The sequence below is a fragment of the Ruegeria sp. CDSC021 genome, assembly GCF_059610845.1.
Genome location: NZ_JBXWOK010000006.1, coordinates 37426 through 61629, shown reverse-complemented (window position 1 = coordinate 61629; position 24204 = coordinate 37426). Strand labels below are relative to the sequence as shown.

The 24204-nt window shown below is 53.8% G+C and carries 15 protein-coding genes; 6 read left to right on the top strand and 9 right to left on the bottom strand.

Annotation, left to right across the window (positions count from 1 at the left end; translation table 11 throughout):
- Positions 1 to 2 precede the first annotated feature (2 nt).
- The 7 genes from AC2FGB_RS11065 to AC2FGB_RS11035 all read right to left on the bottom strand — a co-directional run bounded on the left by AC2FGB_RS11065 (position 3) and on the right by AC2FGB_RS11035 (position 15868).
- The gene (locus AC2FGB_RS11065) at positions 3 to 7394 is read right to left on the bottom strand and encodes a GAF domain-containing protein (RefSeq protein ID WP_496694403.1); all 7392 of its coding nucleotides are present in this window, start codon (positions 7392 to 7394) and stop codon (positions 3 to 5) included.
- Positions 7395 to 7651: 257 nt separating this feature from the next.
- Positions 7652 to 7840, bottom strand: coding sequence for a hypothetical protein (locus AC2FGB_RS11060; RefSeq protein WP_496694404.1), 189 nt, complete (start codon positions 7838 to 7840; stop codon positions 7652 to 7654).
- Positions 7841 to 8295: 455 nt separating this feature from the next.
- Positions 8296 to 9711: an FAD-binding oxidoreductase gene (locus AC2FGB_RS11055; protein WP_496694405.1), complete on the bottom strand. Its 1416-nt coding sequence runs from the start codon at positions 9709 to 9711 to the stop codon at positions 8296 to 8298.
- 119 nt (positions 9712 to 9830) lie between these two features.
- Positions 9831 to 10088 carry a DUF4242 domain-containing protein gene (locus AC2FGB_RS11050; protein ID WP_058274660.1) on the bottom strand — a complete coding sequence of 86 codons (258 nt, stop codon included), beginning with the start codon at positions 10086 to 10088 and terminating at the stop codon, positions 9831 to 9833.
- Between the two features lie 27 nt (positions 10089 to 10115).
- Entirely contained in the window at positions 10116 to 13715 is a 3600-nt protein-coding gene (locus AC2FGB_RS11045; protein WP_496694406.1) for an adenylate/guanylate cyclase domain-containing protein, read from the bottom strand.
- Between the two features lie 331 nt (positions 13716 to 14046).
- Entirely contained in the window at positions 14047 to 14679 is a 633-nt protein-coding gene (locus AC2FGB_RS11040) for a tyrosine-type recombinase/integrase (RefSeq protein ID WP_496694407.1), read from the bottom strand.
- Between the two features lie 274 nt (positions 14680 to 14953).
- Positions 14954 to 15868, bottom strand: coding sequence for a LysR family transcriptional regulator (locus AC2FGB_RS11035; RefSeq protein ID WP_496694408.1), 915 nt, complete (start codon positions 15866 to 15868; stop codon positions 14954 to 14956).
- 156 nt (positions 15869 to 16024) lie between these two features.
- Between AC2FGB_RS11035 and AC2FGB_RS11030 the strand changes: the two genes are divergently transcribed.
- From AC2FGB_RS11030 to AC2FGB_RS11010, 5 genes are read left to right on the top strand one after another with little or no spacing between them, the layout of a single operon-like run.
- Positions 16025 to 17074 carry an ABC transporter substrate-binding protein gene (locus AC2FGB_RS11030; protein WP_496694409.1) on the top strand — a complete coding sequence of 350 codons (1050 nt, stop codon included), beginning with the start codon at positions 16025 to 16027 and terminating at the stop codon, positions 17072 to 17074.
- A gap of 53 nt (positions 17075 to 17127) precedes the next feature.
- A complete protein-coding gene (locus tag AC2FGB_RS11025) occupies positions 17128 to 18093 on the top strand; it encodes an ABC transporter ATP-binding protein (protein ID WP_496694410.1) in 966 nt (321 codons plus the stop codon).
- The gene (locus AC2FGB_RS11020; RefSeq protein ID WP_496694411.1) at positions 18090 to 18935 is read left to right on the top strand and encodes an ABC transporter permease; all 846 of its coding nucleotides are present in this window, start codon (positions 18090 to 18092) and stop codon (positions 18933 to 18935) included. Before AC2FGB_RS11025 ends, AC2FGB_RS11020 begins: the two co-directional genes overlap by 4 nt.
- Positions 18932 to 19714, top strand: a complete 783-nt coding sequence (locus AC2FGB_RS11015) for an ABC transporter permease (protein WP_496694412.1) — start codon at positions 18932 to 18934, stop codon at positions 19712 to 19714. The genes AC2FGB_RS11020 and AC2FGB_RS11015 overlap by 4 nt, the downstream gene beginning before the upstream one ends.
- A gap of 1 nt (position 19715) precedes the next feature.
- Complete coding sequence (locus AC2FGB_RS11010) at positions 19716 to 20813, top strand: S-methyl thiohydantoin desulfurase family protein (RefSeq protein WP_496694413.1); 1098 nt, start codon at positions 19716 to 19718, stop codon at positions 20811 to 20813.
- 395 nt (positions 20814 to 21208) lie between these two features.
- Here AC2FGB_RS11010 and AC2FGB_RS11005 read toward each other — a convergent pair whose 3' ends face one another.
- Positions 21209 to 21829, bottom strand: coding sequence for a cysteine hydrolase family protein (locus AC2FGB_RS11005; RefSeq protein WP_299664310.1), 621 nt, complete (start codon positions 21827 to 21829; stop codon positions 21209 to 21211).
- A gap of 350 nt (positions 21830 to 22179) precedes the next feature.
- Entirely contained in the window at positions 22180 to 23067 is an 888-nt protein-coding gene (locus tag AC2FGB_RS11000) for a LysR family transcriptional regulator (RefSeq protein ID WP_496694414.1), read from the bottom strand.
- Between the two features lie 122 nt (positions 23068 to 23189).
- On the opposite strand from AC2FGB_RS11000, the gene cuyA reads away from it, so the two are divergent.
- Entirely contained in the window at positions 23190 to 24203 is a 1014-nt protein-coding gene (gene cuyA, locus AC2FGB_RS10995) for a D-cysteate sulfo-lyase (RefSeq protein ID WP_496694415.1), read from the top strand.
- Position 24204: the final 1 nt, after the last annotated feature.

Below are 24204 nucleotides of genomic sequence, written 5' to 3'. Positions count from 1 at the left end.
GATTACTTGCTTTTCCTGGGAACATTTAAAAGGGCTTCGATAAGAATAGGCAGGCGGATCGGTTTGGCGATGTAGTCATCCATCCCGGCATCCAAACACATCTCGCGGTCGCCTTGCATGGCATTGGCAGTCATGGCTACTATATGCGGTCGGTCTTCTCCGGGGAAATCTTTGTTTATGCGGCGTGAGGCTTCGAGCCCGTCCATTTCTGGCATCTGCACGTCCATCAATACGACGTCGTATGTTTGCCGGTTAACGCTTTCGACCGCCTCAGCGCCGTTGCTGGCCAGATCAGCGCGATAGCCCATCTGTTCTAGCAGGCGAAGCGCAAGTTTTTGGTTCACCAAATTATCCTCAGCAAGCAGAATACGTAGCGGGTGGCGTTTGGCCATCTCTGGATCGGTCTGTGGCTTGCCCGCGGGTTTGGTTGGTTTCACTGGGGTATCTTCGGTCGAAAACAGTGTGACCAGAGTGTCGAAGAGATGCGACTGACGCAGCGGCTTGGTGAGGTTGGCAGCAAAGAGGCCGTCTTCGAGGTCAATTTCACGTGGACCAAGTGAACTAAAGAGGATCAGCGGCAAGTCCGGGTGCTTGGCCTGAATTTTCTGCGCGAGTTCCTCACCATCCATTTCTGGCATGTGCATGTCGAGAATGGCCAGATCGAACTTTTTAGCCTCCTCGAGCGTGGCCAGAGCATCGGACGGGGTTTCACAGGTAGTGGTTTTAGTGCCCCATTTCTCGGTCTGGAGCGACAGAATTTTACGGTTGGTGGCGTTGTCATCCACCATAAGAATGCGTTTGCCTTCAAGTTCGGACTGAACGCCCACTAAATCGCGCGACGTCGATTTGACCGGTTTGGAGGGTTTGGTCTGGATCGTAAATGAAAAGGTCGAACCAAGCCCCTCGCCGTCACTTTCTGCCCACATGCTGCCGCCCATAAGTTCCGCAAGACGCTTGGAAATCGCCAGGCCGAGACCGGTGCCGCCATATTTGCGGGTTGTTGAACTGTCTGCTTGGCTGAAGGACTGGAACAGACGGCTCATCCCCTTGTCGGACAGGCCAATGCCGGTGTCGCGGACTTTGAACGTCATCTCAAGCGATCCGCGTTTCTTGGCGGTTTGTTCGACAGAGAGAACCACCTCGCCGCTTTCAGTGAACTTCACGGCGTTGGAAAGCAGGTTCAGCAGGATCTGCCGCAACCGGGTCAGGTCAGCGCTGATCGCAAGGGGCAAAGCGTCGTCAAATTCATAGGCCAGATCGAGCTGTTTTTCGGCGGCCTTGCCGCTGATCAGATCAAGCGCGCCTTCGATACATTCACGCAAATCGAACGGATGGTTCTCGATGTCCATCTGCCCGGCTTCGATTTTTGAGAAATCGAGGATTTCGTTGATTATGCCCAGTAGTGCGTCGCCACTGTCGCGGATCGTGTTGGCATAATCGCTTTGCTCGGCATCTAACTTGGTATCCATCAGGAGCCCACTCATTCCGATAACGGCATTCATCGGTGTACGGATTTCGTGAGACATGGTGGCGAGGAACGCACTTTTTGCTTCGTTAGCAGACTCGGCCACCTCACGGGCCTTTTCGGCCTCGCGGAAAAGGCGCACGTTCTCGATGGCAATAACAGACTGATCTGCAAAAGACTCAGCCATTGCAATATCGTCGTCCGAGAACGGTGTCTTTGATTTCCTGATGAAATAGAGCCCGCCCAAACACTTGTCTCCGCGCATCAACGGTATGCCAAGAAAAGCTTCAAATCCGTTTTCTTCGTGAAGCTTCTTTGCCAAGCGCGGTAAGCCCTGCGACGTCAAATCGTGTACATGCATGGTTTTCCCGGACATTAACACGGACGACAGAAAATTATCCTTCGGGTCCAACGGGTGTCGGGTTCGTCCGAAATCACGAAATAGGCCTTTTGGCGTCGCCAAAGCCACTTGCCACCAGAAACTGTCATCTGACAAAGCGGCGCCTGCCATGTCGCATGAAACAAGCCGTGTCGCGGAATTTACAATCGCCTCAAAAACAGGTGTGGTATCTGAAGGCGATTGGCTGATCACCCGCAGTACATCAGCACTGGCAGTCTGACGTGCCAATGATGCCTGCGTTTCATTGAACAGGCGTACATTTTCCAGCGCGATGATGGCCTGATCCGCGAAAGATTCGGCAATGGCTACTTCGTCATCACTGAAAGCCTTCGACGTTCTCCGAATAAAGACGAGAGTGCCGAAACAGTCTTTCCCTCGCATCAAGGGTACCATCAAGAACGACTTGAATCCTTGTCGCTCAACGATTTCCGTGTCCCGCGGAGATAGTTCATCAAAGCGCGTTTCATCCAATTGCAGCGTCTTGCCGCTCTGGATGACGCGGGATGGCAGGTTGTCGTCGGGATCAATTGGCAGGCGCTCAGTCCAAGTGATTTCCTCTAAACCATCCGGAGTTGCGGCCGCCACTTGCCAGTATTCAGTTTTGTTAGCCTGCATGGCAATCGACAAGTCGCAATCGATGAGAGCTGTAGCCAGTCCGACAATCTTCTCAAAAACCGGTTTGGTATCTGTCGGGGATTCCGAGATCACTCTGAGAACATCCGCACTTGCCGTTTGGCGAGAGAGTGCGACTTGCGTATCGTTGAACAATTTAGAGTTTTGAATCGCTATGATCGCCTGCGAGGCAAAAGTCTCCATCTGCTTGATTTGCTTGTCCTCAAAGGCGGCTTTATTTCGGCTGCCCATACTGATGACACCAATCGTGTCACCGTCGCGTATCAAAGGTACAGAGAGAACCGACCTGTATCCTTGCAAGTTGGACCTAAGGACCGGATCATAGTTAGGGTCCGCTTGAGTATCCTCAACGTAGTCGGCGCGCCCATATAAAAGCGCCCGGGCGGTCGCCGACGTTTCCCCTGGCTCAAATGGATGCGACTCGAGGAATTTGGCAAAACTCTCTGTGAGATTGTGCCCGGCAAAGAAATGGAATTTTCCGTCCTCGGGTTTCTTTAGCGCCACAAAAGCATCCTGTAGGCGGCAGATGCGCGACGAAACCGCTACCAACGCTTCCAAAACCGGCTCTAAAGCGTCAGGGGAACGGGAAATAACCTCGAGCACTTCGGATGTCGCCTTCTGGTACCCCAGTGCCTCTTCAACTTCTGCAGTGCGGGCCTGCACTTCTTTGAACAGTCGCGTATTGTTGATGGCGATCACGGCCTGAGACGCGAAGGTTTCGAGTAGGCTGACTTGTTTGTCGCTAAACGCAGCTGCCTGCCGATGCGCCATAACAATAACGCCAACGGTTACGCCATTGCTGACCAAAGGGACACCAAGAGTAGTAAGATAGTCCCCGATCTCAGCCGCTTTTTTCCATGTGTAAGTCGGATCTCTACGGGTGTCTTTTATATAGACCGTCTTGCCTTGCAGAGCCGTGCGCCCGATGCAAGACCCCTCTTCTGGCGCGATAGGGTTGTCGGACAGGAATTTGAGAAAAGCATCACTCACATTGTGGGACATGGCCACGCGGTATAGGCCATCGTCAGCATCCTTCATTGCAAAGAACGCGTATTCCGGTGAACAGATACGCGACGAAACCTCCAGGATGGCATCCAAAACCGGTGGAAGATCGTTCGGTGAGCGTGAGATGACGTCGAGCACTTCGGACGTCGCCGTCTGATACTTCAGCGCCTCCTCGACTTCAGCAGTGCGTTCCTGAGTTTCCCGGAATAGCCGTGCGTTCTCGATGGCGATGCTGGCTTGATTGGCAAAACCCTGAACGAGTTCGACGCTGTTTTGTTGCGGCGGTCCGGTCTCGGCCCAACCGACAATTATGACGCCCCAAATCCGCGCTTCTGCCCTGATAGGAACGGCCATCAAACGCCGATACCCAGCCTTTCGGGCAAGCTCTGGGCTGAAATACTCGGGCCCCCGTGCATCTGCTAGATGCTGGACTTCGCCGCTTTCCACGACCAATGGAGCCAGATGACCCTTGGAAGCTTCCAAGGGATAATCCGAAGTCAGCGCCTTCAAAGTAGTCTGCGGAAACCCGTGTTGTGCGCAGAAATGATAGAGATTACCGTCAAAGCGCTCGAGGACGCAGAACTGCGCTCCACAAAGCTCGGCGGATTTTTGCACGACAAGGTCAAACACAGGCTGGATGTCGGACGATGCTTCGTTGATGAGGTGCAAGATTTCAGCACTGGCACGTTCGCGCACCAATGCCTCTTCGACCTCGGCCGTGCGCGCCCGAACTTGCTCAAAAAGCCGAGTGTTATTGATAGCAATCAACGCTTGGGAGGCGAACGTTTCCAAGAGCGCGATCTGTTTTGAATTGAATGGTGCAACTTTGTCGTGGCAGAGCACGACCACACCGACCACAACCTTATCCTTGACCAATGGGACACCCAGAAGCGAGCGATACTTGCCAATACGTGCGGCTTCCTTCCAGGCGTATTCGTTAGCTTCAGTGTCCTCGTAGTAGACTGTTTCTCCTCGTGCAGCTGTTTGGCCAATGCCGCTCCCATGACCTGCCGGCACTGGGTGTGCCTTCATGAACTTCATGAAATCACTGTCAAAGTCGAGCATGATGTCAGTATGGTAAAGGTTGTCTTGTGGATTCAGGATCGAGATCGCCGCATATTTTGGCTCGCAGATCCGGCTGGCGACTCTCAGTATCTCCGTCAGCACCGGCTCCAGCTCATTCGGAGATCGCGAAATCACCGACAATACGTCTGACGTGGCGGTCTGATACTCCAGCGCCTGCGTGACTTCTTCTGTCCGCTCCTCCAACTCGTGGAAAAGGTTTGCGTTGGTAATCGCGATAACCGCCTGATCCGCAAAAGTTTCCAGCAGTTTGATCTGTTTGGCGGAAAAACCCGAGACCATTGGCGCCCCAAGTGAGATAACGCCTACGACTTCGCCGTTTTTGACAAGCGGAAGTCCAAGCAATGATTTGTAATCACCCACGCCGCTTTCTTCCAACCAGGTGTAGGTGTCATCCGCTTCGACATCTTCGACATAGCTTGTGCGTTTCGACAAGATTGCACGCCCGCTTACACCGTTCTCCGCTGGTGAAATCGGGTGAGCTTTGACGTACTCTGCAAAGGCCGTGTCTTGTGTGAGCGTCGAGTGCACATGAAAAAGCCCATCGTCCGGGTCGAGCATTGCGACATAGGCATCCTGCAATTCGCAGATGCGCGACGCTTCTTTAAGAATGGCGTCCAGAACGGGCGACAGTTGATTGGGAGACGCTGAGATCACACGCAGCACTTCGGATGTTGATGTCTGATACTCTAAGGCTTGTGTGACTTCCGCCGTACGCTCCTGAACCTCGCGGAACTGGTGTACGTTATCCATTGCGATCACGGCTTGAGCTGCAAACGTTTGGACCAGCGCGACGTCGTCATCCGAAAAAGGCGCAACTTCACGGCGATAAAGAACAATCACCCCAAGACCAGTGCCGTCTTTCATCAGCGGTACGGCAAGAACCGAACGGGCGCCTTCAACCTCGACCATCTGAACACGTTTTGGATCACGATCCCGATGGTAAAGCGGATCATCAGCAATATCGTCCTGCCGGATCACCTGACCATCGATCATCGGCCTAATTGCAACCAATTCCGTGCGCGTCAATGGTTCTACGAACCCCTTCAAGGCTTCATCAAAATCCGTTCTCGCACCGATATTGGCCGGAATCGTCGCCAGGCCACGTTCGTGATCAGCGACGCAAAGGAAGGCCAGCGGCGCTTTGCACAAACGGCTGGCATTTTCGAGTATGCTATTGAAGACAGGGCTATCGTCATCGCGACTGCGGCTGATGACTTCGAGGATTTCGCGCGATGCTTCTTCCCGTTCAAGTCGTTCCTGAACTTCACGAAACTGGCGCGTGTTTTCGATGGCAATGACTGCATGTTTGGCGAATTCTTCAATCAACTGTACGTCAGGGTCAGCAAATGGCCGTACCTCACGGCGGCTGACCGCGATGGCTCCGATAGCCTGATCTCCTTGCATCAGGGGGACTGTAACGCGTGACCGAATGCCTTCGATCTCAACCATCATGGCAGCTGTAGGATGGCCCGAGCGATAAAAATCCGTGTCGGTCAAATCATCGATGCGACCAACCTTACCTGTTCGTATCGCAATGGCTATGGGAATCGATTCGTCCAACTGCCACTCGTCTCCAACATCAAATCCGGTTCTCTGATGTCCCCAATTCGCGGCCAACCGCCCGTGGGTCCCGGCAGCGTTGATAAGAATAAGTACAGCCTGATCTGCATCACATACCCTGGTGGCCTGCTGAAGCACTGAATCAAAGACGCGCGCATCGTCATCACGGCTTTGGCTAATGACCGTTAGAATTTCTTGCGTTGCCGTCTGACGCTCCAATTGCGTGTGCAGCTCATTCAATTGTCGTGTGTTGTCCAAGGCGATCACGGCCTGCGCGGCAAAGCCCTCAACCAGAGAAATCTCGTCGTCTGTAAAGGCCCGAACCTCACGTCGGTAAATCCCGATAACGCCCACGGGCGTACCATCTGCCGACATTAATGGGACCGTCAGAAATGACCGGACACCTTCGTCGTCTACAAGTTGACGGCGCCATGGGTCGCCCTTGATATACTGGTCAGTCAGGCGCAAATCGACATTGTGAACAACGCGCGCCTCGCGCACGGACTCCGCAATCTGGAGATGTGAGTCCAGTGACCAACGATCTACGCCAACCTCGTAGGTCGCCAACTGATCACCAAAATGGGCCGCATATTCAAGGTGGGTTCCAGCCTCATTCAAAAGGCTCAATGTGGCGACATCTGTTTCGCAAAGCCGAGCGGTGTTTTCCAGGATCGTCTGGAACACCGGCGTCTCATCTTTTCGTGATTGGCTAATTGTCTCAAGAACTTCACGCGAGGCGCCTTCGCGTGCCAGGCGGATTTGCAATTCGCGGAATTGGCGAACGTTCTCAATGGCGATTACAGCTTGAGCAGCAAAAGTTTCGACGAGCTTAACCTGATCGTCGGTATAGGGCCGCACCTCGTCTCGCGCCAACATCAAGCATCCGATTGCACCGCCGTCCACCTTTAGAGGAACAAACAGATTGCTGCGGCACCCATGCTTGTCGACAATCAACTTGAACCGTTCATCGCCGGATTTGTGGAAATCAGTGTCTCCCATATCCACAACGCGTTTGGTCTCGCCGCTGAGGATTGTTTCAGTCACCAGAGAATTGCCCGGCTCCATCGTGTATTTACCGTCGCGCCAGAGTTGCTGAATGTCAGGGTGCAGGTTAACACTGGCCACGAGCCGCTGAAGAGCGTCGCCTTCCTGTCCAAGAACCAAGCCAGCAAAAACAGCGTCGCAAAGGTCTTTGGCAAGCGCGACAATCAGATCGCAAACCGGCTGTACGTCGTCCTTGGTCACAGAGATCGCCTGCATCACGCGAGCGGTGGCTTCAAACCGCGCCTGTTGATCAGCTGCGCTTAACTCCGAACTTGGCGCAGATGATGGCGCAGGACTTATAGGGGTCCCTGATGCCTTTTTGTCGCCCAACTGCGCCCAAACTCCCACGTCAATTCTGACTAACAACTGCCCGGAGTTTAGAGAGCATGTAATAGAAGTCACTGGAATTCTTTACGGATGATGCCCTTTGCATTCATGCACACGCGAGCACGGCCCACTTAGCTCGGATCATCCGGCTGGTCAGCGCGATAAATCAACAGTGTAGTGCCAAGGCGCTGGATAGATTTATAGGCCTTACTGTTCTGGCACTCCATATGCGCCTCGAAATCGTCAGGACGTTCGATCTCTGAAGCGCTCCACCGAGCGTCAAAGCTTAAATCCAGACTTCTGTTGGCGAAAGGCAGCATGTGCTGGGTACGCGAGCCCCTGTGAACTCTCTGGGAAGATGCACTGCGAAGTGTACTGCTTGCTTAACAGGACGGCAGAGATGTTCCCATCTCGGCCACCGAAGCAATGGAAATGTTGCAAATGTCGGAATGGCCGCTTTCAGGAAGCTGATTAGTTAATCATGGTTCAAGCTCAATGCCCGGTTTGGGCCGCTCACACCTGAGCGAGGTCAGGCAGTCGAAAAGATGCCACGATAGCTCCGGCGTTAGCATCGAGCCCAAAGCGGCTAATTGGTCAACAAATCCCTGCCGTCGCAGCGGAACACGGAATTCGCCTGACAGTGGAAAAGACAGTGTCGACATTTTTGACGCGAAAAATATTTGGTGGTCTTAACGCGTAACAGAATACTCGTTGTCAAATATCAAGCATAAGCTCTAAGCGTCCGAATAGATCGGCCTTTCCAAATCGGATGGCCCTACTCAGGCACTATGTTGTGATTAATCCTGAACAGGTTCTTTGGATCATAGCTGCCCTTTATTTTCGAAAGCTTCCCGCTGTTTAGGCCGTATGCACCAGCCATATGATCCGCTTCGTCTTCGGGCATAAAGTTTACATACGCGCTACCGGTCGCATGAGGCCGCATCTGATTATAAAGTCCCCGCGCCCACGCAATGCACTCATCATCCTTGCTCGGGTCTTCCCAACGTGTGTGAACATTCATTATGAAGTGTGCTGATCGTTGCGGATAAGCTGTTGAGTGGGGTTCAATGCGTGCCATTGCGCCACCTACATGCGCAATAAATACTTCGCAAGCAGGGTCGGGAAGGCTGGAAACCGCCTCGAGAAGACCTGTGATTGCTTCCGAGGAAAGCGCTTCGAAATCATGGCTTTTCCAATAATTCCGAGCGCCCGGTGTAAGCAAAGGGTCGAATGCTGCTTGCCAGTCTACAAACTTGTGAGGTGAGATGACATCGGCAATCGGTTCTCCTAGCGCGCGCAAACCCGACAAGGCTTTTTCACCATCGTCTATAGGACCACTGTAGCAAGCTGCAAAAATCAGCACCTCTCTCCCATGCCACTCTTCTGGTAGGAACGGGAGAGGAGGAGCTTTTCGCATCACGCTCCAGACGGTCAGTTCATCGGGTGAGTCATCTGCAATGGCTGCGAATTCTGCAAGCAGCTTTGGCGCCTTTTCGATCGGGTGAACGATCAGACCCGACAAAACATCGGGCCCAAGATCATGCAACTGGAACTCGAATGAGGTCACGACGCCGAAATTGCCGCCTCCACCGCGGATGGCCCAGAAAAGCTCCGGATGGCTTGTGGGCGAGGCGCAGACAATCGTCCCATCTGCCGTCACAACTTCTGCCGACAGAAGATTGTCGATCGTCATTCCGAATTTCCGCGTCGTCCACCCAAAGCCGCCGCCAAGGGTCAGACCAGCGATACCAGTTGTCGAATTGATGCCGACAGGGACAGCAAGCCCATGAGCCTGAGTTTCGCGATCTACATCGCCAAGCAATGCACCCGGTGCAACCCGAGCAGTCTTGTTGACAGGGTCTACGTGTACCGATTGCATCTGGGACAGATCGAGTAATACCGTCTCGTCTGCAACAGCGTGACCTGCAATTTGATGCCCACCTGATCGGACCGACATTATGAGGCTGGCGTCTCTAACAAAGTTTACAGCTTTCTGTACGTCGCTCGCCCCCATCGCGCGGATCACGAACCCAGGGTGACGTTCGAACATGCTGTTCCATGTTGTTCTTGCGCCTTCATATTCCGGAGTGCCCTGAAAGTAGACGCCGCCGCGAAGCGAGGAATTAAGCACATCCAAAGCGTCTTGACTCACAGTTGCCGTGATTCCGTCGAGTGTTTTTATGTCGTACATGCATAGGCCTCCCTGTTTTCAGGTCAGGCTTCTTGCGCGGCTGCCTCATGTAGTTGTGACTTCCGATGCGTTGTCCCGCAGATAAATCGCCTCGGATTAGGTTTTTGAACTGCGAATATTCAGGCGAAAATTCCGGGATCTATCTGATCCACGGGTGTAATGACATCGGCTGGGATGTTAAGGCGCTCGGCCGCCTTTCTAAGACTTTCCTCGTCGGGGGCCTCATACAGGCAGTATGTTTTGCGCTTGTCTGCGCTGAGGAACGAGAAAATCCACTCGACCCCGACTTCGTCATTGATCTCTTTGATGTGAATTTTGTCGTCGTCGCTGACGTTCAGCTGCTCGGCAAAATTTCTCTCAATTATGTACCTTGGCATAATGCTCCCCCAAGCATGTAAATGACTTTAAACAGCTACTCCCTCGAGCTTTGACCTAAGGAAAACCATACTCAATTGCTGTGAAATTGCCAACGCTTCCCCTTCTAGTTGAAACGCTAGTTTCAAATCATTCGTGCGGCCCCGTTGCCTTAGCGCGGATGCATACGCTGCCTTGCTGTGCGCAATCCACGGTGGGCACTTCATGCGCGTGTCTATTTCGATGGCCTTATGGAACATCCTCTCAGCGGCGTCCCAGTTTTTTAGCACCGCTGCCAGATTGCCTAGACGTCTTGCTGCCGCCCCGGCGCAAACTGTTGTTGCCCCAGCGGTGATCGTCAGCTCTTCGTATGGGGTCAGCATGTCATAGAGGGTCTCAGCATGTCCCAGATGCTCGACTGCGACACAAATGTCAGCGAGATAAGACAAAGTAGTTGAAAACATAGCATCAAGCGGAAGATCGAAGCCATTCTCTGCCATTTCATTCAGTATGCGTTCAGCTGGTTCCTTGTATCCCAACTCGGCGGCAATAAGGCCAAATCCTGGTTTCCAAGAAATGTCTTCCGGGCTATCTGTCATCAGCTTCTTGATCACCGGTGCAACTTCGTGCAGCCGGTTTTGTTCGCGGCGGATGGTAAACATCTGAACACCGAAGACGCCCTCAACATGTTCTCCATGTGTCTGACGACCGATTTTCACCGCTTCGTTGGCATGCATCTCCGCTTGCTCAAAATCGCCATCCATAATTGCAACCATGGCGCGTGCGTGCTTTTGCACCCAGTAGAGTTGCAGATGATTGTCCTTTTCCGAAATCTCCGTCAGCAATTCGAGTGAATGATCCATCAAGTCGCGGTCGGCCATTTCGGCCCCGACAAAAAGACTGAGTGTCCGGTCCCGACCCTGATCAATACTCCCTAGGTTTTCGGCCACTCGATGCATCGCATCAAGATTTTCACGCCAATGACGTACCTCTCTTCCTTTGCGCGCGACGAATGGCGCCCCAAAATGCATCATCATCACCGAGAATTGGGATTTATAGTCCCCTAGTTTCGCGGCCAGTTCCATTGATTGCTGACCATAGCGAGCGCCTTCAGAAAACTGGCCGACAAACATATGTGCCCGTGCAAGTTGGCTCATCAATCTGCACTGCCGTACTTCGTCATCGTCGGGGAGGTCGTTCAGAGCTCTATCACAAAGTTCAATGGCCTCGCCGTGTCTCTTACTCGACATCATACACGAGTCCGCAAAATGGTTCGCAGCATCAGCGGCGAGCGCCACATCGTGTATTCCACGGGCGGCGTCCGAGGCATCTTTCAAGGCCGCTATCCCCTCCGGCAACTGACCCAGGCTGTCATGGCTGCGACCAATAAGGATTTTGGCTTTGATCGTTTCGACACCGTTATCAGATCCAAGATTTTCGGCCGCTTTGAGTGTTTCCCTGGCGTTGACCATCGCCTCTTGGCTGGCGGATCGCGCCAATGCCATTTCAGTTGCCGTCTGCCATTTGTCGAACGCAGCACGCCATTCTTCGGCCTCTGAAAGATGGCGGGCAACCAACTCGGGCCGACGTTCAATCTCAGCTGACCGCAACTGCATCAAAGCACGGGCCACGTTTGCATGTTGTTGTCTGCGGGTTGAGCCAAGCATGGATTGATAGGCGGTATCGCGAATAAGGGCATGACGGAAAACGAAATACCCTCGATTGTGCCCGCTTTCAAAGATCAAACCCGTTCGAGACAGCTCTTCTATACGAGATTGAATTTCCGCACTCGCAAGACCTATTGCGGAAGCCAGCAAGCTAGGCTCGAACTCCCGTCCAATGACGGCTCCTGTTAACGCGACTTGTTTAGCCTCTGGCGAGACCGCGTCAAGACGTGCCATCAGTGTGCCCTTCAAAGACGCGGGTATGTGGACTTGCCCGTGTTCACCCGCCTCAACAATCGCCCGGGCCAGTTCCTCGACGAACAAAGGCACGCCGTCCGTCTTCTCAATGATTGTGGCAATCAGAGCATCGTCGGGTGCTTTTCCGGTAACATGGCGAACTAGGTTCGAGACATGGGTCGTATCGAACCGACGCAGCTGGAGCGTATGTACGTGCGCTTCCCCGTCATCATGGGCAAGTTCCCAGCCGGGCCTGTGGGTAATCAAAATCATCAAAGGCAGATCTGCGCAAATTGCTTTGAAGCGATCCAAAAGAGCTTGGGTGGAAGGATCAATCCAATGCGCGTCCTCAACACAAAGAATAACAGGACGCGTGCTTGCGCGCACCTGAACCGTGTGGATTAACGTCTGAATCGTGAGGTCACGTTGCTCCTGCGGTGACATATCGAGAACGCTTCGGGCAAGAGCACTGTGAGGCGCAACCAGCGCGGCAAAGACGGGCAGAACCTTTTCCCATTCCAAGCCCTCTCGGCTTTCCAACATTTTTTTGACAAGGTCGAGAATTTGGTCGTCATCAAAATCTGTCCCCACACCAGCATCCTGAGAAATCCTCTGGGCGACAGGGTGGAACGGGCTACTGATAAGGTAAGGAGAGCAGTTCAGCCTGATAATATCAGCTTCGCTAGTCGCTACAGCATTAGCGAGAAACTCTTCCGCCAATCGCGATTTACCGATCCCTGCTTCACCGGCAAGCAGAACAACCTCTCCCTGACTGTTCTGCGCACGCAGCCATGATTGTAAAAGGATACCTTTTTCGTAGTCGCGACCAATCATGACGCTGCCACTTTCGTCCCTATAAGATGCTCGAAACCGGCTTTCCGCGCTGTGTTCTGATACGACAGTCAAAAGGGTCCGTGGTTCTTTGAAACCTTTCAGCTCGGTTTGTCCAAGAGACCTAAACTCAAATAGCCGATGCAAAGTTTCTTCGGTCTCCTCAGCAGATAAAACAACTGAGTTCGGTGCTGCGTGTTCCTGAAGCCGCGCTGCCAGATTGACAATTGGCCCCGTCATGGCTCCTTCTTCGTAGGTGTTTTCACCGATCGTATCGCCAACTACCACGTCGCCACTCGCGATACCTAACCTGGCCGACAAACGCTCACCGTCAGGTGCTTTAAGATCTCTGACCCGCCGAACGGCCTCAAGACCAGCCTTTAAAGCGCGAACTGCATGATCTTCATAGGCTGTAGGCCAGCCAAAAAACACCAGGAGACCGTCGCCCAAATACTTCGAGACGTAGCCGCCATACCTGCTAACTGCACCTGCAACCGCATCCCGGTAACTCTGCAGCAGTTCGCGCATGTCTTCGGGATCAAACCGGTTAGTCAACTCAGTCGAGGCGACGAGATCAGCAAACAAAACTGTTAAGTGACGCCTCTCTGCGATCGCTAATGAAGCAGGCTTCCTTGCGGATAAGGTCACGCCTTGCGATTCATCCGAAATGGGGACCGGGCCGACTTCGTCTGCATCCACGTCTACGGCCTGCGGCGATTGAGACGAGTGCTTTTGACCAGTCAATTCCTGAACCGCTGCCAGGATGATTTTTCGATGGCCCAGACTAACCCCAAGCTCTTTAAGGTCGTCGTTTGACAGTAGTGGCAGTACGCGCGCGTCGATATCATGCTGTGCAAAAGCGTCTGAGTATTGACCCAGTTCGAGATCGTTCAGCCATTTGTCGATTTCAACCGCCATAACGGGATCATGCTTAGATACGGGACGCTAATCAAGAAAACGCTGTAACCACAGGCTGATTTTTGGCGGTCAAACGTCCGCATTGCTTTTCACAGAAATGACACCTACTTATGCAACTTTTTTCAGAATGCAGAGGTTTTTTGCAGGCAGATCTCCCTCAGCGAGCACTTGCTGCGCTGCCGCGATAGGCAGCTTTGTCCGCGATGTGTGCGTTCGGCGAGCCGAGGGTTCGCGCTCGCGGTGAAGGTCGGCAATGCGGGCTGCGACCGCAGCATATTTACCCATTGGCCAACGGCCGGTATGGGCCGTCCGTGAAGACGGCCCAAGTGCGTTAGATTTCAATGGCTTCCGCGATGGCTAGGGCATCTTCGAGTTCAACACCCAGATACCGAACCGTGCTATCCATCTTGGTATGTCCAAGAAGGAGCTGAACTGCACGAAGGTTTCCGGTCTTCTTGTAAATCTGAGTGACTTTAGTCCGCCGCATCGAATGCGTGCCGTAGGCGCTCGCTTCCAAGCCAATCGATGTCACCCAATCCCTAACAATTCGCGCATATTGGCGGGTCGAGATATGCAAGCGCTCATGGAAGCGGCCAGGCCAAAGGTACTCCGAGCCCACCATCAGTTCGTCTTCCATCCATTTTTCGACAGATACACGCGTCCCTTCGGATATCTCAAAGCGAACGGGTTTCTGCGTCTTGCTTTGAAGCACGGACGCCCGTTCCTTGATTTGACCCGACGCCATCACATCGACGACTTTCATCTTCACGAGGTCACAGCCGCGCAACTTGCTGTCTATCGCCATGTTGAAGAGCGCGAGATCTCGGTGGTTCTCAGCTAGCTCAAGTCGGACTCTGATTGCCCACACGTGTTTTGGTTTCAGCGGCCGTTTCTGCCCGACGATGCGGCCCTTGTTCCAGGCAGGGCGAAGTGCGCGAATGGCAGGTAGGTTTGGTGTTTCCATGACTGATCCTCCAATCCGCCATTCCCTCCCACAACGACAACCTGACGTTGACGAGGCACCATATCACACGATTGCCGCGCGGCATCCGAGGTCGGCTGGGAGCCCATTATGCCGAATGCTGCAATTTTAACTAGCGTCGGCTAACTGCAAAAAGCCGACATTTGGTAGGGCAGCACCAGTGCTTAGTTACATATGTATTTGACGTCTTGGTGCCCAAACTGCGCAAGCAAAGCGCCATGATCAAATGCACAGCGATGTGAGTTTCTGATTTGGCTCAGCCGGATTCCCCCCCCATTGAGTCCCAGATGAAGTCCAATATCGCGTCTTTTGAAGGGGATTTCAGCCGCACTGCATGAAAGTCAGAAAAGATCGTATCACTTAACGGAGCAAGCGATATCAGCCTGCCAGCCTGTACCCATTGTGCCGCGTAATGATCCGGCAACAAGCCAACATGACTGCCTGACAGCGCGAGATAGGCCGTCAATTCGATTGTGTCTTGCGCAACACCTTCTGAGTGATCCAGCAACATAGGATCGAGGTCCTTGTCGATCGGATTGAAAACGAAACTATGGGCTGAGATTTCAGATGCAGCCAAAGTTGTCTTAAGATCCTGAGGATTGGAAACAGCCGCGCAAGGGTGATCGGGGCTGCAATACAGGTTACTCGCTTCGCGATACAGCGGCAGTGCTTCGACCTCAGAGGGGATACGTTCGTTCCCCGCAATCCCGAGAAGTGCAATATCGATGCGGTTTGCCCTGAGCTCTTCGAAACACGCCAGATAATCAAGGATACCGATGCTGACCTTAAGACCGGGCATCTCGTCCCGAAGTTTTCTCAGTGCAGAAATCAGAGGGTTGTTAGGATCGGTTACCATTGAGTCGACGACGCCAATCCGGACGCGTTTGGCAGCGGGCGCGCTGATGGCGTTCAAACGCATCGCCGTTTCGTCAATCTGCTCCAAAAGTGCGGTGACTTCACTCAGAACCTGCTCACCCTTGCGTGTCAAAGCAAACCCTTTGGGCCCACGATCACACAGCCGCAGCGCCAGACGATCTTCAAGCCGTGCAATCTGCGCACTGATCGCTGGTTGTGATATTCCCAAGGCGCTTTGTGCCTTGGCAAACCCACCCGCGATGGCGACCGCCTGAAACACGCGCAGCAAACGCAGGTCGATATCTGAAAGTTTCACGTGGTTTTCACCCCATTGTCATGCCACCACAAAAACAGCGACGCAGGGCCATGTCGACCAGGTTATGCAAACATAAGGCATTCAGTATGGTTTTGCCGCTCACCCGGTTCTAGCTTTTAGGCAATTCTAATACTGGACATCATCGGGAGGCGAAACATGGGTATGACCCCTAAACTATTCACTACAACTGGTATCATTATGGGCCTGGCAGGCGCGGCGTGGGCCGAAGAACTGACCGTCAGCGCTTGGGGTGGCTTTTTTGAAGAGACCTTGGCGGCAGAGATTTATCCTCTGTTCACTGCGGAGACGGGGATTGAGGTCAAATCACTTGCACAACCCGAAGACTCAACCTGGATGACGCAACTGATGGCTGCCGCGCGGGCCAAGCAGGCACCGGCTGATTTGTCCCTTGTGGTGGACGAAGTTCTGTTTCGCGGCAATGAAGTGGGGCTTTGGGCCGAGCTCGATCCCGCCAACATGGCAGGGACGCAAAACCTGTCAGATGGTTATGTGAAACTAACCGATGCTGGCAATGCATATGCGGTGGGCGCGTTGGCGTTTTACACAACTTTCGTGACCAATACCGAATATGCAGCAGATGCGCCGGGAAGTTGGGCAGAGCTGTGGGAGCCAAAATGGGATGGCAAGTTGGGTATCGTGACAACGCCGAACTCCGGTCTTTTGGAAGTCACTGCGACAACTTTCTTTGGGGGTGTCGACGTGCTTGAGACGCGCGAAGGGATCGAAAAGGTCATCGCGAAGATCGCAGAGCTGAAACCGCAAGTTAGCCTGTGGTACCGCGATGAAGGCCAGTTTCAGCAGTCCTTGGAAAGCGGTGAATTGAACGCGGGGCTGTACTACCACGATGTGACCATGCTCTCGATCTGGGACGGAAAACCTGTCGCCTCAACCTTTCCAAAGGAAGGCGGGATCGTATCGGATGCCTATTGGGTTGTACCGCGCGATTCCAAAAACATCGCAGCCGCCGAGAAATTTCTGGACTTCATGAGCCGCCCGGAAACACAGGCCTTGATGGCGCGCAAAATGGGTGTGTTCCCGGTTGTGCCTCGCGACAGCATGGATCTGACAGAGGAAGAATTTGCAGCCGTTGGCAGCGAGATCACACCGATCCGCGTTCAGACCCACATCCATTTGCGTGAAGGCGATTGGTTGGAAACCAAGTATCAGGAAATGATCGCACAGTAAGACAAATGCGGGCGGGCCCATGCGGCCCGCCGCACGACTTAGCGGAGGCACCTGTGGCTGCATTGACCATCACGAATCTGAGGAAATCCTTTGGCTCCTTTGAGGCGCTAAGTGATATTTCCATCGCTGTTGAGGACGGTGAATTCATCTGCCTTTTGGGCGGGTCCGGCTGCGGCAAGACAACCCTCCTGCGTCTGATAGCGGGGCTAGAGAGCCACGACGAAGGCGATATCTTGCTCGGGTCTGAAGACCTGACGAAAGTTCCTTGCCACAAACGAAATATCGGCATGGTGTTTCAATCGCTTGCGCTGTTTCCTCATATCAACGTCGGCGACAACGTCGGCTATGGTATGCGCCTGCGCGGGATCGCGGCCCGGCAATCGGCTGCCGAAGTGACCCGACTGCTCGACATGGTAGGCCTGAGCGGCTTGGCCAAACGCTCTGTTGCCGCCCTGTCTGGCGGTCAGCGGCAGCGTGTCGCAATTGCGCGCGCCTTGGCGTTGCAACCGCAAATCTTTTTGATGGATGAGCCGTTTTCGGCCCTAGACGCCGCCCTGCGCGATCAGATGCAAGAGGAAGTCAAACGCATTCAGCGTGATCTTGGAGTGACAACTGTTTTCGTGACCCATGATCAACGCGAAGCGATGGCGCTGGCCGACCGAATTGTCGTGATGAACGGTGGCAAGATTGAACAGGCCGCAAGCCCCGACGCGCTTTATTCTCGCCCAGCGACGCGCTTTGTCGCGGAATTCATCGGCATCAACAACATTATCGAACGGGCGGGTCGCCCACCAATCGCTGTGCGTCCCGAAGCTATCATGTTGAGCACGCACGAAGGCGGTCTGGAGGGGCAAATCATGCGTCAACGCCGTCTTGGTGCATTGCTTGAACGTGAGATCAAAGTTGGCGATCAAACCCTTCATCAAAGTGAGATCGCAGGAGCAGGGCCCAGCTTTGATATTGGTTCAACCGTCGGTGTTGCATGGGATGAAGGCAATGCTTGGGAACTGCCAGCATGATGGCAGCCCCGGCATATGGGCCACGGCTGATTGGCGGTTTGGCCTTTGGGGTGATGGCCGTTTTCTTTGTCGTCCCGCTGATCTTTATGATTGTGGTCAGCTTTTATCAGCCCGACCCCATGGGCTTTTACAAAGTCGATTTCGTTTGGGAAAATTACGCCAAGTTCTTTTCCAGTTTTTACTACACCGTCTCGTTCCGCTCGCTCTACTCCTCAGCCCTTGGAGCGGTGCTGGTTGTTGCCCTTGCGTTCCCGCTTGTTCTGTTTGTGTCCGATCTTGGCCGCAAGTGGCAGTTGTTCTGGATCATCTTGCTGCTGTCTCTGATGTGCCTGAGTGAGGTCATCATTGGCTTTGCCTGGCTGATCCTAATGTCCGAAAGTGCTGGCATCCCGCGCCTGCTGGGATGGCTTGGAGTGTGGAACGATCCGCGTTCCCTATCCCCCAGCTTTGGCGCGATGATGATTGGTCTGGTGTTCCTTGGCTTCTCAATCGTCTCTCTGATCCTTTATCCTTCCGTCTCGCGGCGCGACCGCAGTATTCAAGAGGCAGCGGTAACACTCGGCACTCCTCCTGTGATGGTATTCTTCAAGGTCCTGCTGCCGACCTTTCGGGTCAGCCTGTTGTCTGTCACGCTGACGATGTTTGTCTATCTGCTCGGCGTCTTTGTGATGCCCACGATGTTGGGCCGGCCCAAAGATTGGACCATGACGGTTATCATCAGCGACAAGGCGCTGGGGGATGCAAATCTGCCACTTGGGGCTGCGTTGGCCGTTGTGATGCTGATCGTGACGATGCTTGTGCTGGTCCTTGCCGCCGTCCTGACCCGAGGGCGCCGGACATGAGAAACCTTTACCTCTGGATGATCGCCCTTCTGTTGACCGCGCCCTTCCTTGTGGTGCTGGGCGTCTCTGTTGGGGCTTCCAAGAACATCTCCTTTCCGCCCGAGGCGTTCTCGGCGATGTGGTATCAACAGCTGCTGACCGAAACCGAATGGCTGGCCGCCATTGGGCGCTCGCTACTCATTGCCATGATTGCGGGCCTGATCTCGACTGTTCTGGCGCTTGCGATCAACTATGTCCTTTGGCGAACCAAGTCAGGTTTTGCCAAGCTGACATTTGCGCTTGGGCTTGGCCCCTTCATGCTGCCCCCCATTATCCTTGCCTTAGGGGCCAGCCTGTTCTGGGCCGAGGTCGGCTGGTATGGCCGAATGGAAGCGACGATCGTTTCGCACGGCGTGTTCTTTGTCACGCTGCCTTTGGTGATCATCGCGCGCGGATTTGCAGCGTTGACAGATGATGTGATTGAGGCGGCACAAATGATGGGTGCTACACCCGCTGCAGTATTCCGCACGGTCGTCTTTCCCTTGATCGCGCCCTATGTGTTCACCGGTTTTGCGCTGGTCGCGATCATTAGCGTGAATGAATACCTGATCGCCAACATGATCTCTGGCTTTGTTGTCGAAACGCTGCCCATCAAGATCTTCAACAACGTGCGCTACGGCTACTCTCCGGTCGTGGCGGCAGCTTCGATGCTCTTTGTGGGGCTCACGGTGACGATCCTTTTGATCCTGTCGCGGGTCACGGATCTGGTCGCACTTTTTGGAACATCAAAGGATACCTGACATGCAGACGCTTACGCGGCAGAATCTTGAAGACATCCTATTTGGAGCAGTCATTCTTGGCGCTGGCGGCGGCGGTGACATAAATGAAGGGCGTGCATTGATCGACACGGCGCTTGCTGCAGGCAAGACATTTGATCTGGTAGGTGTGGATGATGTGCCCGATGAGGCGCTGATCTGCACACCCTATTTGTTGGGTGCCATTACCCCGATGACCGCAGAGGAGGAACGCGTCTATGCAGGAATGCAGGACGCAGAGATGGATCCGCTTTTGCAGGCTTACGCCGAGTTTCAGGAACACCTGGGGCAGGAATTTTACGGCACCACCCCCTGCGAGCTTGGTGGGTCTAACACTGCGGCTGCCTTTTTCCCGGCCGTTATGAACGGACATAAAATCATCGACGCCGATCCAGCCGGGCGCGCAGTTCCCGAGATCACCCATTCAACCTATTACCTTGCAGGGCTTCCCGCCGCTCCAATCTATGCGGTCAATCAATTCGGGGAATCCTTCCTTATCGACAGAGTAAAGGATGACCAACGCGCAGAGACATTGGTCCGCGCCCTCAGTCAGGTCAGCCGCAACACAATTGCAGCAATAGACCATGCCCTGCCAATGCGGGATCTGCGCGATGTGTTGATCCCCGGAACAATTTCAAAGGCAATGCACTTGGGCGAAATCTGTCGGGATGCAATCGCGGCGGGCGAGGACTCTGCGGCTCTGGTCGCCAAGGCGGGTCACGGGGCAGTTGTATTCTCTGGCAGGGTAGAGTCCGTGACTTACAAGACCGACCAAGGATTTACGATCGGTCAGATTGTGCTGTCAGGTGCCGGCTCCAAACTGACAGTGAGCGTCAAGAATGAAAACATGGCCTGTTGGCTGGATGATGTGGTGCTGGCGACAGTGCCTGATCTGATTTGCTTGTTTGACACACAAACAGGCCTGCCCATTGCAAACCCTGATGTCGTGGAAGGGCAAGATATCGCTGTGGTGATTCTGCCAGCGCCAGACCCATTTAGATCCGAGAAGGGGCTGTCAATATTCGGGCCTGCCTACGCAGGCGTTAAGGCCAGCTTTATCTCGCCGCTGCCTCTTGTATCTTAGTGACACGGCTGGTCGCTTTGATCCGAAATGCGGACAGAGCGGGCTGAACCTTTGCGATGTGTGGCATCCTAAATCGAATGTCTGAAAAGCGAGGGAAAGCTGAAGTGCATTCAATCACGGCTAATTCACGTTTCGTCCGCGATGTGTGAATTCTTCTTCCATCTCATTTTGCAGGTGCGGCGAATGTCGGCAAAGCGGGCCGCGCTCGCGGCATGGCAGTGGATGAGTCAACGGCAGGTATGGGCCGTCCTCATCGCCGCGATCTGAGCCCTCCAATAAGATGTCGCGGTTGCTCCGAGGTCGGCTCTGAGCCCAACCTAACAGCCTTCGACACATTCCAATGGCTGGTTTGGGCTTTAGGCAATGTGAAATAGAAATAAAGAAGCCATTTCGGATCAGAGTAAAGAGATCGCGTTGATCACTGTTTCACGGTTCTGAACAGCGCCGGTTTGCAAATACTCCATTGCTCTAAGCGCAGCTTCATGGGCTTGGAGCGATGACCCGCCGACGCAATCCTCCACAACGCGGCAAAAGTAGTCTGATTGGTGGCCATCAACGAACGTGTAGTGCACACAGACATCGGTCAACCCTCCGCATAGTATCAGAGTATCTACCTTCAGGCCGCGTAGCAGAATTTCGAAATCGGTTCCAAAAAACGCAGAATAACGCCGCTTCGGAACTAAATAGTCACCAGTGCGATATCCCATCTCTTCTTTGGCAACCTCTGTCCGTGGATCACCTTCGAGACAGTGTATGTCCTCATCGCCATCCAGCTCCCGGCCGAAGTCGATCCGGTCGGAACGATGAACTTCCTGAATGAAGATGACGGGCACATTGTTTTGATGTGCAGCGTCAACCAAATCGCGCGCCGCGATCATTCGTTCCCTATAGCCCGGCATATTGTCGATTGAGCGGATTGCGCTGTTATCAATGAACGTGCTCTTCTGAATGTCGATCACGATTAGGGCGGGTCGACCCTCGATTAGTTTCTTTGCATTTTTGTGTTTGGTTGTCATCTTCGACCTCAGTTTTATCAGGTCGTCCTGACTAAGCGCCGTTCCTGGCCGGGCCGTCCCGGCGGGCAGATCAATTTTGCCTAAATGTGCTAGGGCGCTTGGTCAAGGGTGTGGGCTTATTTGTATTGGGATGAATAGCAGACGTTCGCATCCAAACCGGCATGGGCGGCTTTGTTCGAGAGACGACTGCTGCCAGGATCAGGTGCTTAGGATGTAGCAGTTTTCCGATAACGAAGCGTTTTGCGTGTGGGCTTCGTTTTTTTCGGTCTGGCGAAGGGTGTGTAAGGGAAAATCAAGCCCTTCTGTTTAGGGGCGGCTTGCCATTTGGGATAGAGAGTGCAGCGGGAAAACTAGAAACTTAAAATGTCTTCAAGTTGTTTCCATATTTGTTCTGCATGATCTGGCTGAGATTCTGCCAAGCGGACCATCCTGATTGCCAGAATTTGAGTGGGCAGCACATCTTCGATGCACATAAGCCTGCCGTCAGAAAGGTGGGTCGCGACCAGCGAGTGGGGCAGCCAGGCAATTCCGATTTCATTCAGGGCGTATTCTAGAATGGCCAATGTAAGCGCGGTTTCGGCCTTGGGTATTGCGGTTTTACCTTCAGGCAAACGCGGGGCGATCATCCGGGAATAGACCTGCCCGAGAAAAACCTCGGGCGGGTAGCTGATTGTTGGAATTGCGGCTTCCGTCACTTGCGGACGCACAGCAGGCGCGCAGACGGGAATTAACGTATCCATCCCCAGCGTTTTGGTTTCAAATACGTTGACGGGTTCTTGCATCTTGTCATCAGGCACCGCGTACATGATGGCAAAATCGACCTCCTTCGAAATCAGATGCAGTAGGCACTCGTCTTGATTTCCTGACCGCACGCGAACCGAGGTTTCGCCATCTTCAGTCAAAACACGCACAATTTCGGGGGAAACCGTCGTTGTGAGGGCGTGTTGGCAAACGAAAGACAGCGACTTGCCGGCCTGATCACTCGCGGTTTTTAGGCTGTGCCGAAGCCCATGCAGCCGGGTGCTGAGTTCACGTAATTCAAATTCCAGTTCCCGCACGCCTGGCATCAAAGAGACTGGCTTGCGGCGGCGATCAAACAGCGTTGCGCCGATGTTGTCTTCGATAAGCCGCACCCGCCGAGTAAACGCAGATTGCGTCAGCAATCGCTTTTCAGCGGCGCGGGCGAGAGAGCCGCTATCAAGCACGGCTAATATGTCATCGATCCACTCAAGACGCATGGCGGATCGATAGTGCAGTTCGTGACAACATGCAATTCCTGCAATTTATGTACCGAAGTTCGAATTAGGAATGCGCCTCAGCGCGTAGTAAGTTGACAAAAGCAAATATTAGGAACCACTACATGCACCTTGCCCGTTTTCCCCGCCTGCATCTTGCCCATCTTCCAACACCGCTTGAACCCATGACTCGATTGTCAAAGGAGCTGGGGGTCGAAATATGGATCAAACGCGATGATTGCACCGGTATGTCGACCGGTGGCAACAAGACGCGTAAGCTTGAATTCCTAATGGCTGAGGCCGAGGCGCAGGGCGCCGACATGGTGATGACCCAAGGGGCCACGCAAACCAACCACGGTCGGCAGACGGCTGCATTTGCCGCCAAGCTGGGGCTTGATTGTCACATCCTTTTGGAGGATCGCACCGGTTACCAAAATGGAAACTACAATACGAACGGCAACGTCCTGCTAGATCATTTGCATGGCGCAACCACCGAGAAGTTTCCCGGCGGCCACGACATGCCGGGTGAGATGGAAAAGGCAGCGGAAAAGAAGCGCGCTGAAGGGCACAATGTCTATGTCATTCCTGGCGGCGGATCGAACCCGACCGGCGCGCTTGGCTATGTTAACGCGGCCTTTGAACTGTTGGCACAAGCAAATAACAGCGGTTTGCAAATTGACAGATTGGTGCATGCAACCGGTTCTTCAGGAACGCAGGCCGGATTGGTGACGGGCATGTGTGCCATGAATGCGCAGGTGCCCGTGCTGGGCATCGGCACAAGGGCGCCTCAGCCCAAGCAAGAACAGATGGTTTTTGACCTCGCCTGCAAAACTGCTGAAAAACTGGGCTGCGCAGGTGTGGTCAAGCGCGAAGACGTGAAGGCCAATACTGACTATGTCGGCGAGGGTTATGGCCTGCCAACGACAAGCGGCATAGAGGCGATCCAGATGTTTGCAGAGCTCGAAGGCATCCTTCTCGATCCGTGCTATTCCGCCAAGGGTGCAGCCGGTCTGATTGATCTTGCACGGAAGGGTGAGTTCAACGGCGAACGGATTGTGTTCCTGCACACAGGGGGTGCCGCAGCCCTTGGGGGGTATGATTTTGCCTTTGATCATCAAAACCGCTGGGTGACTGTCTGAA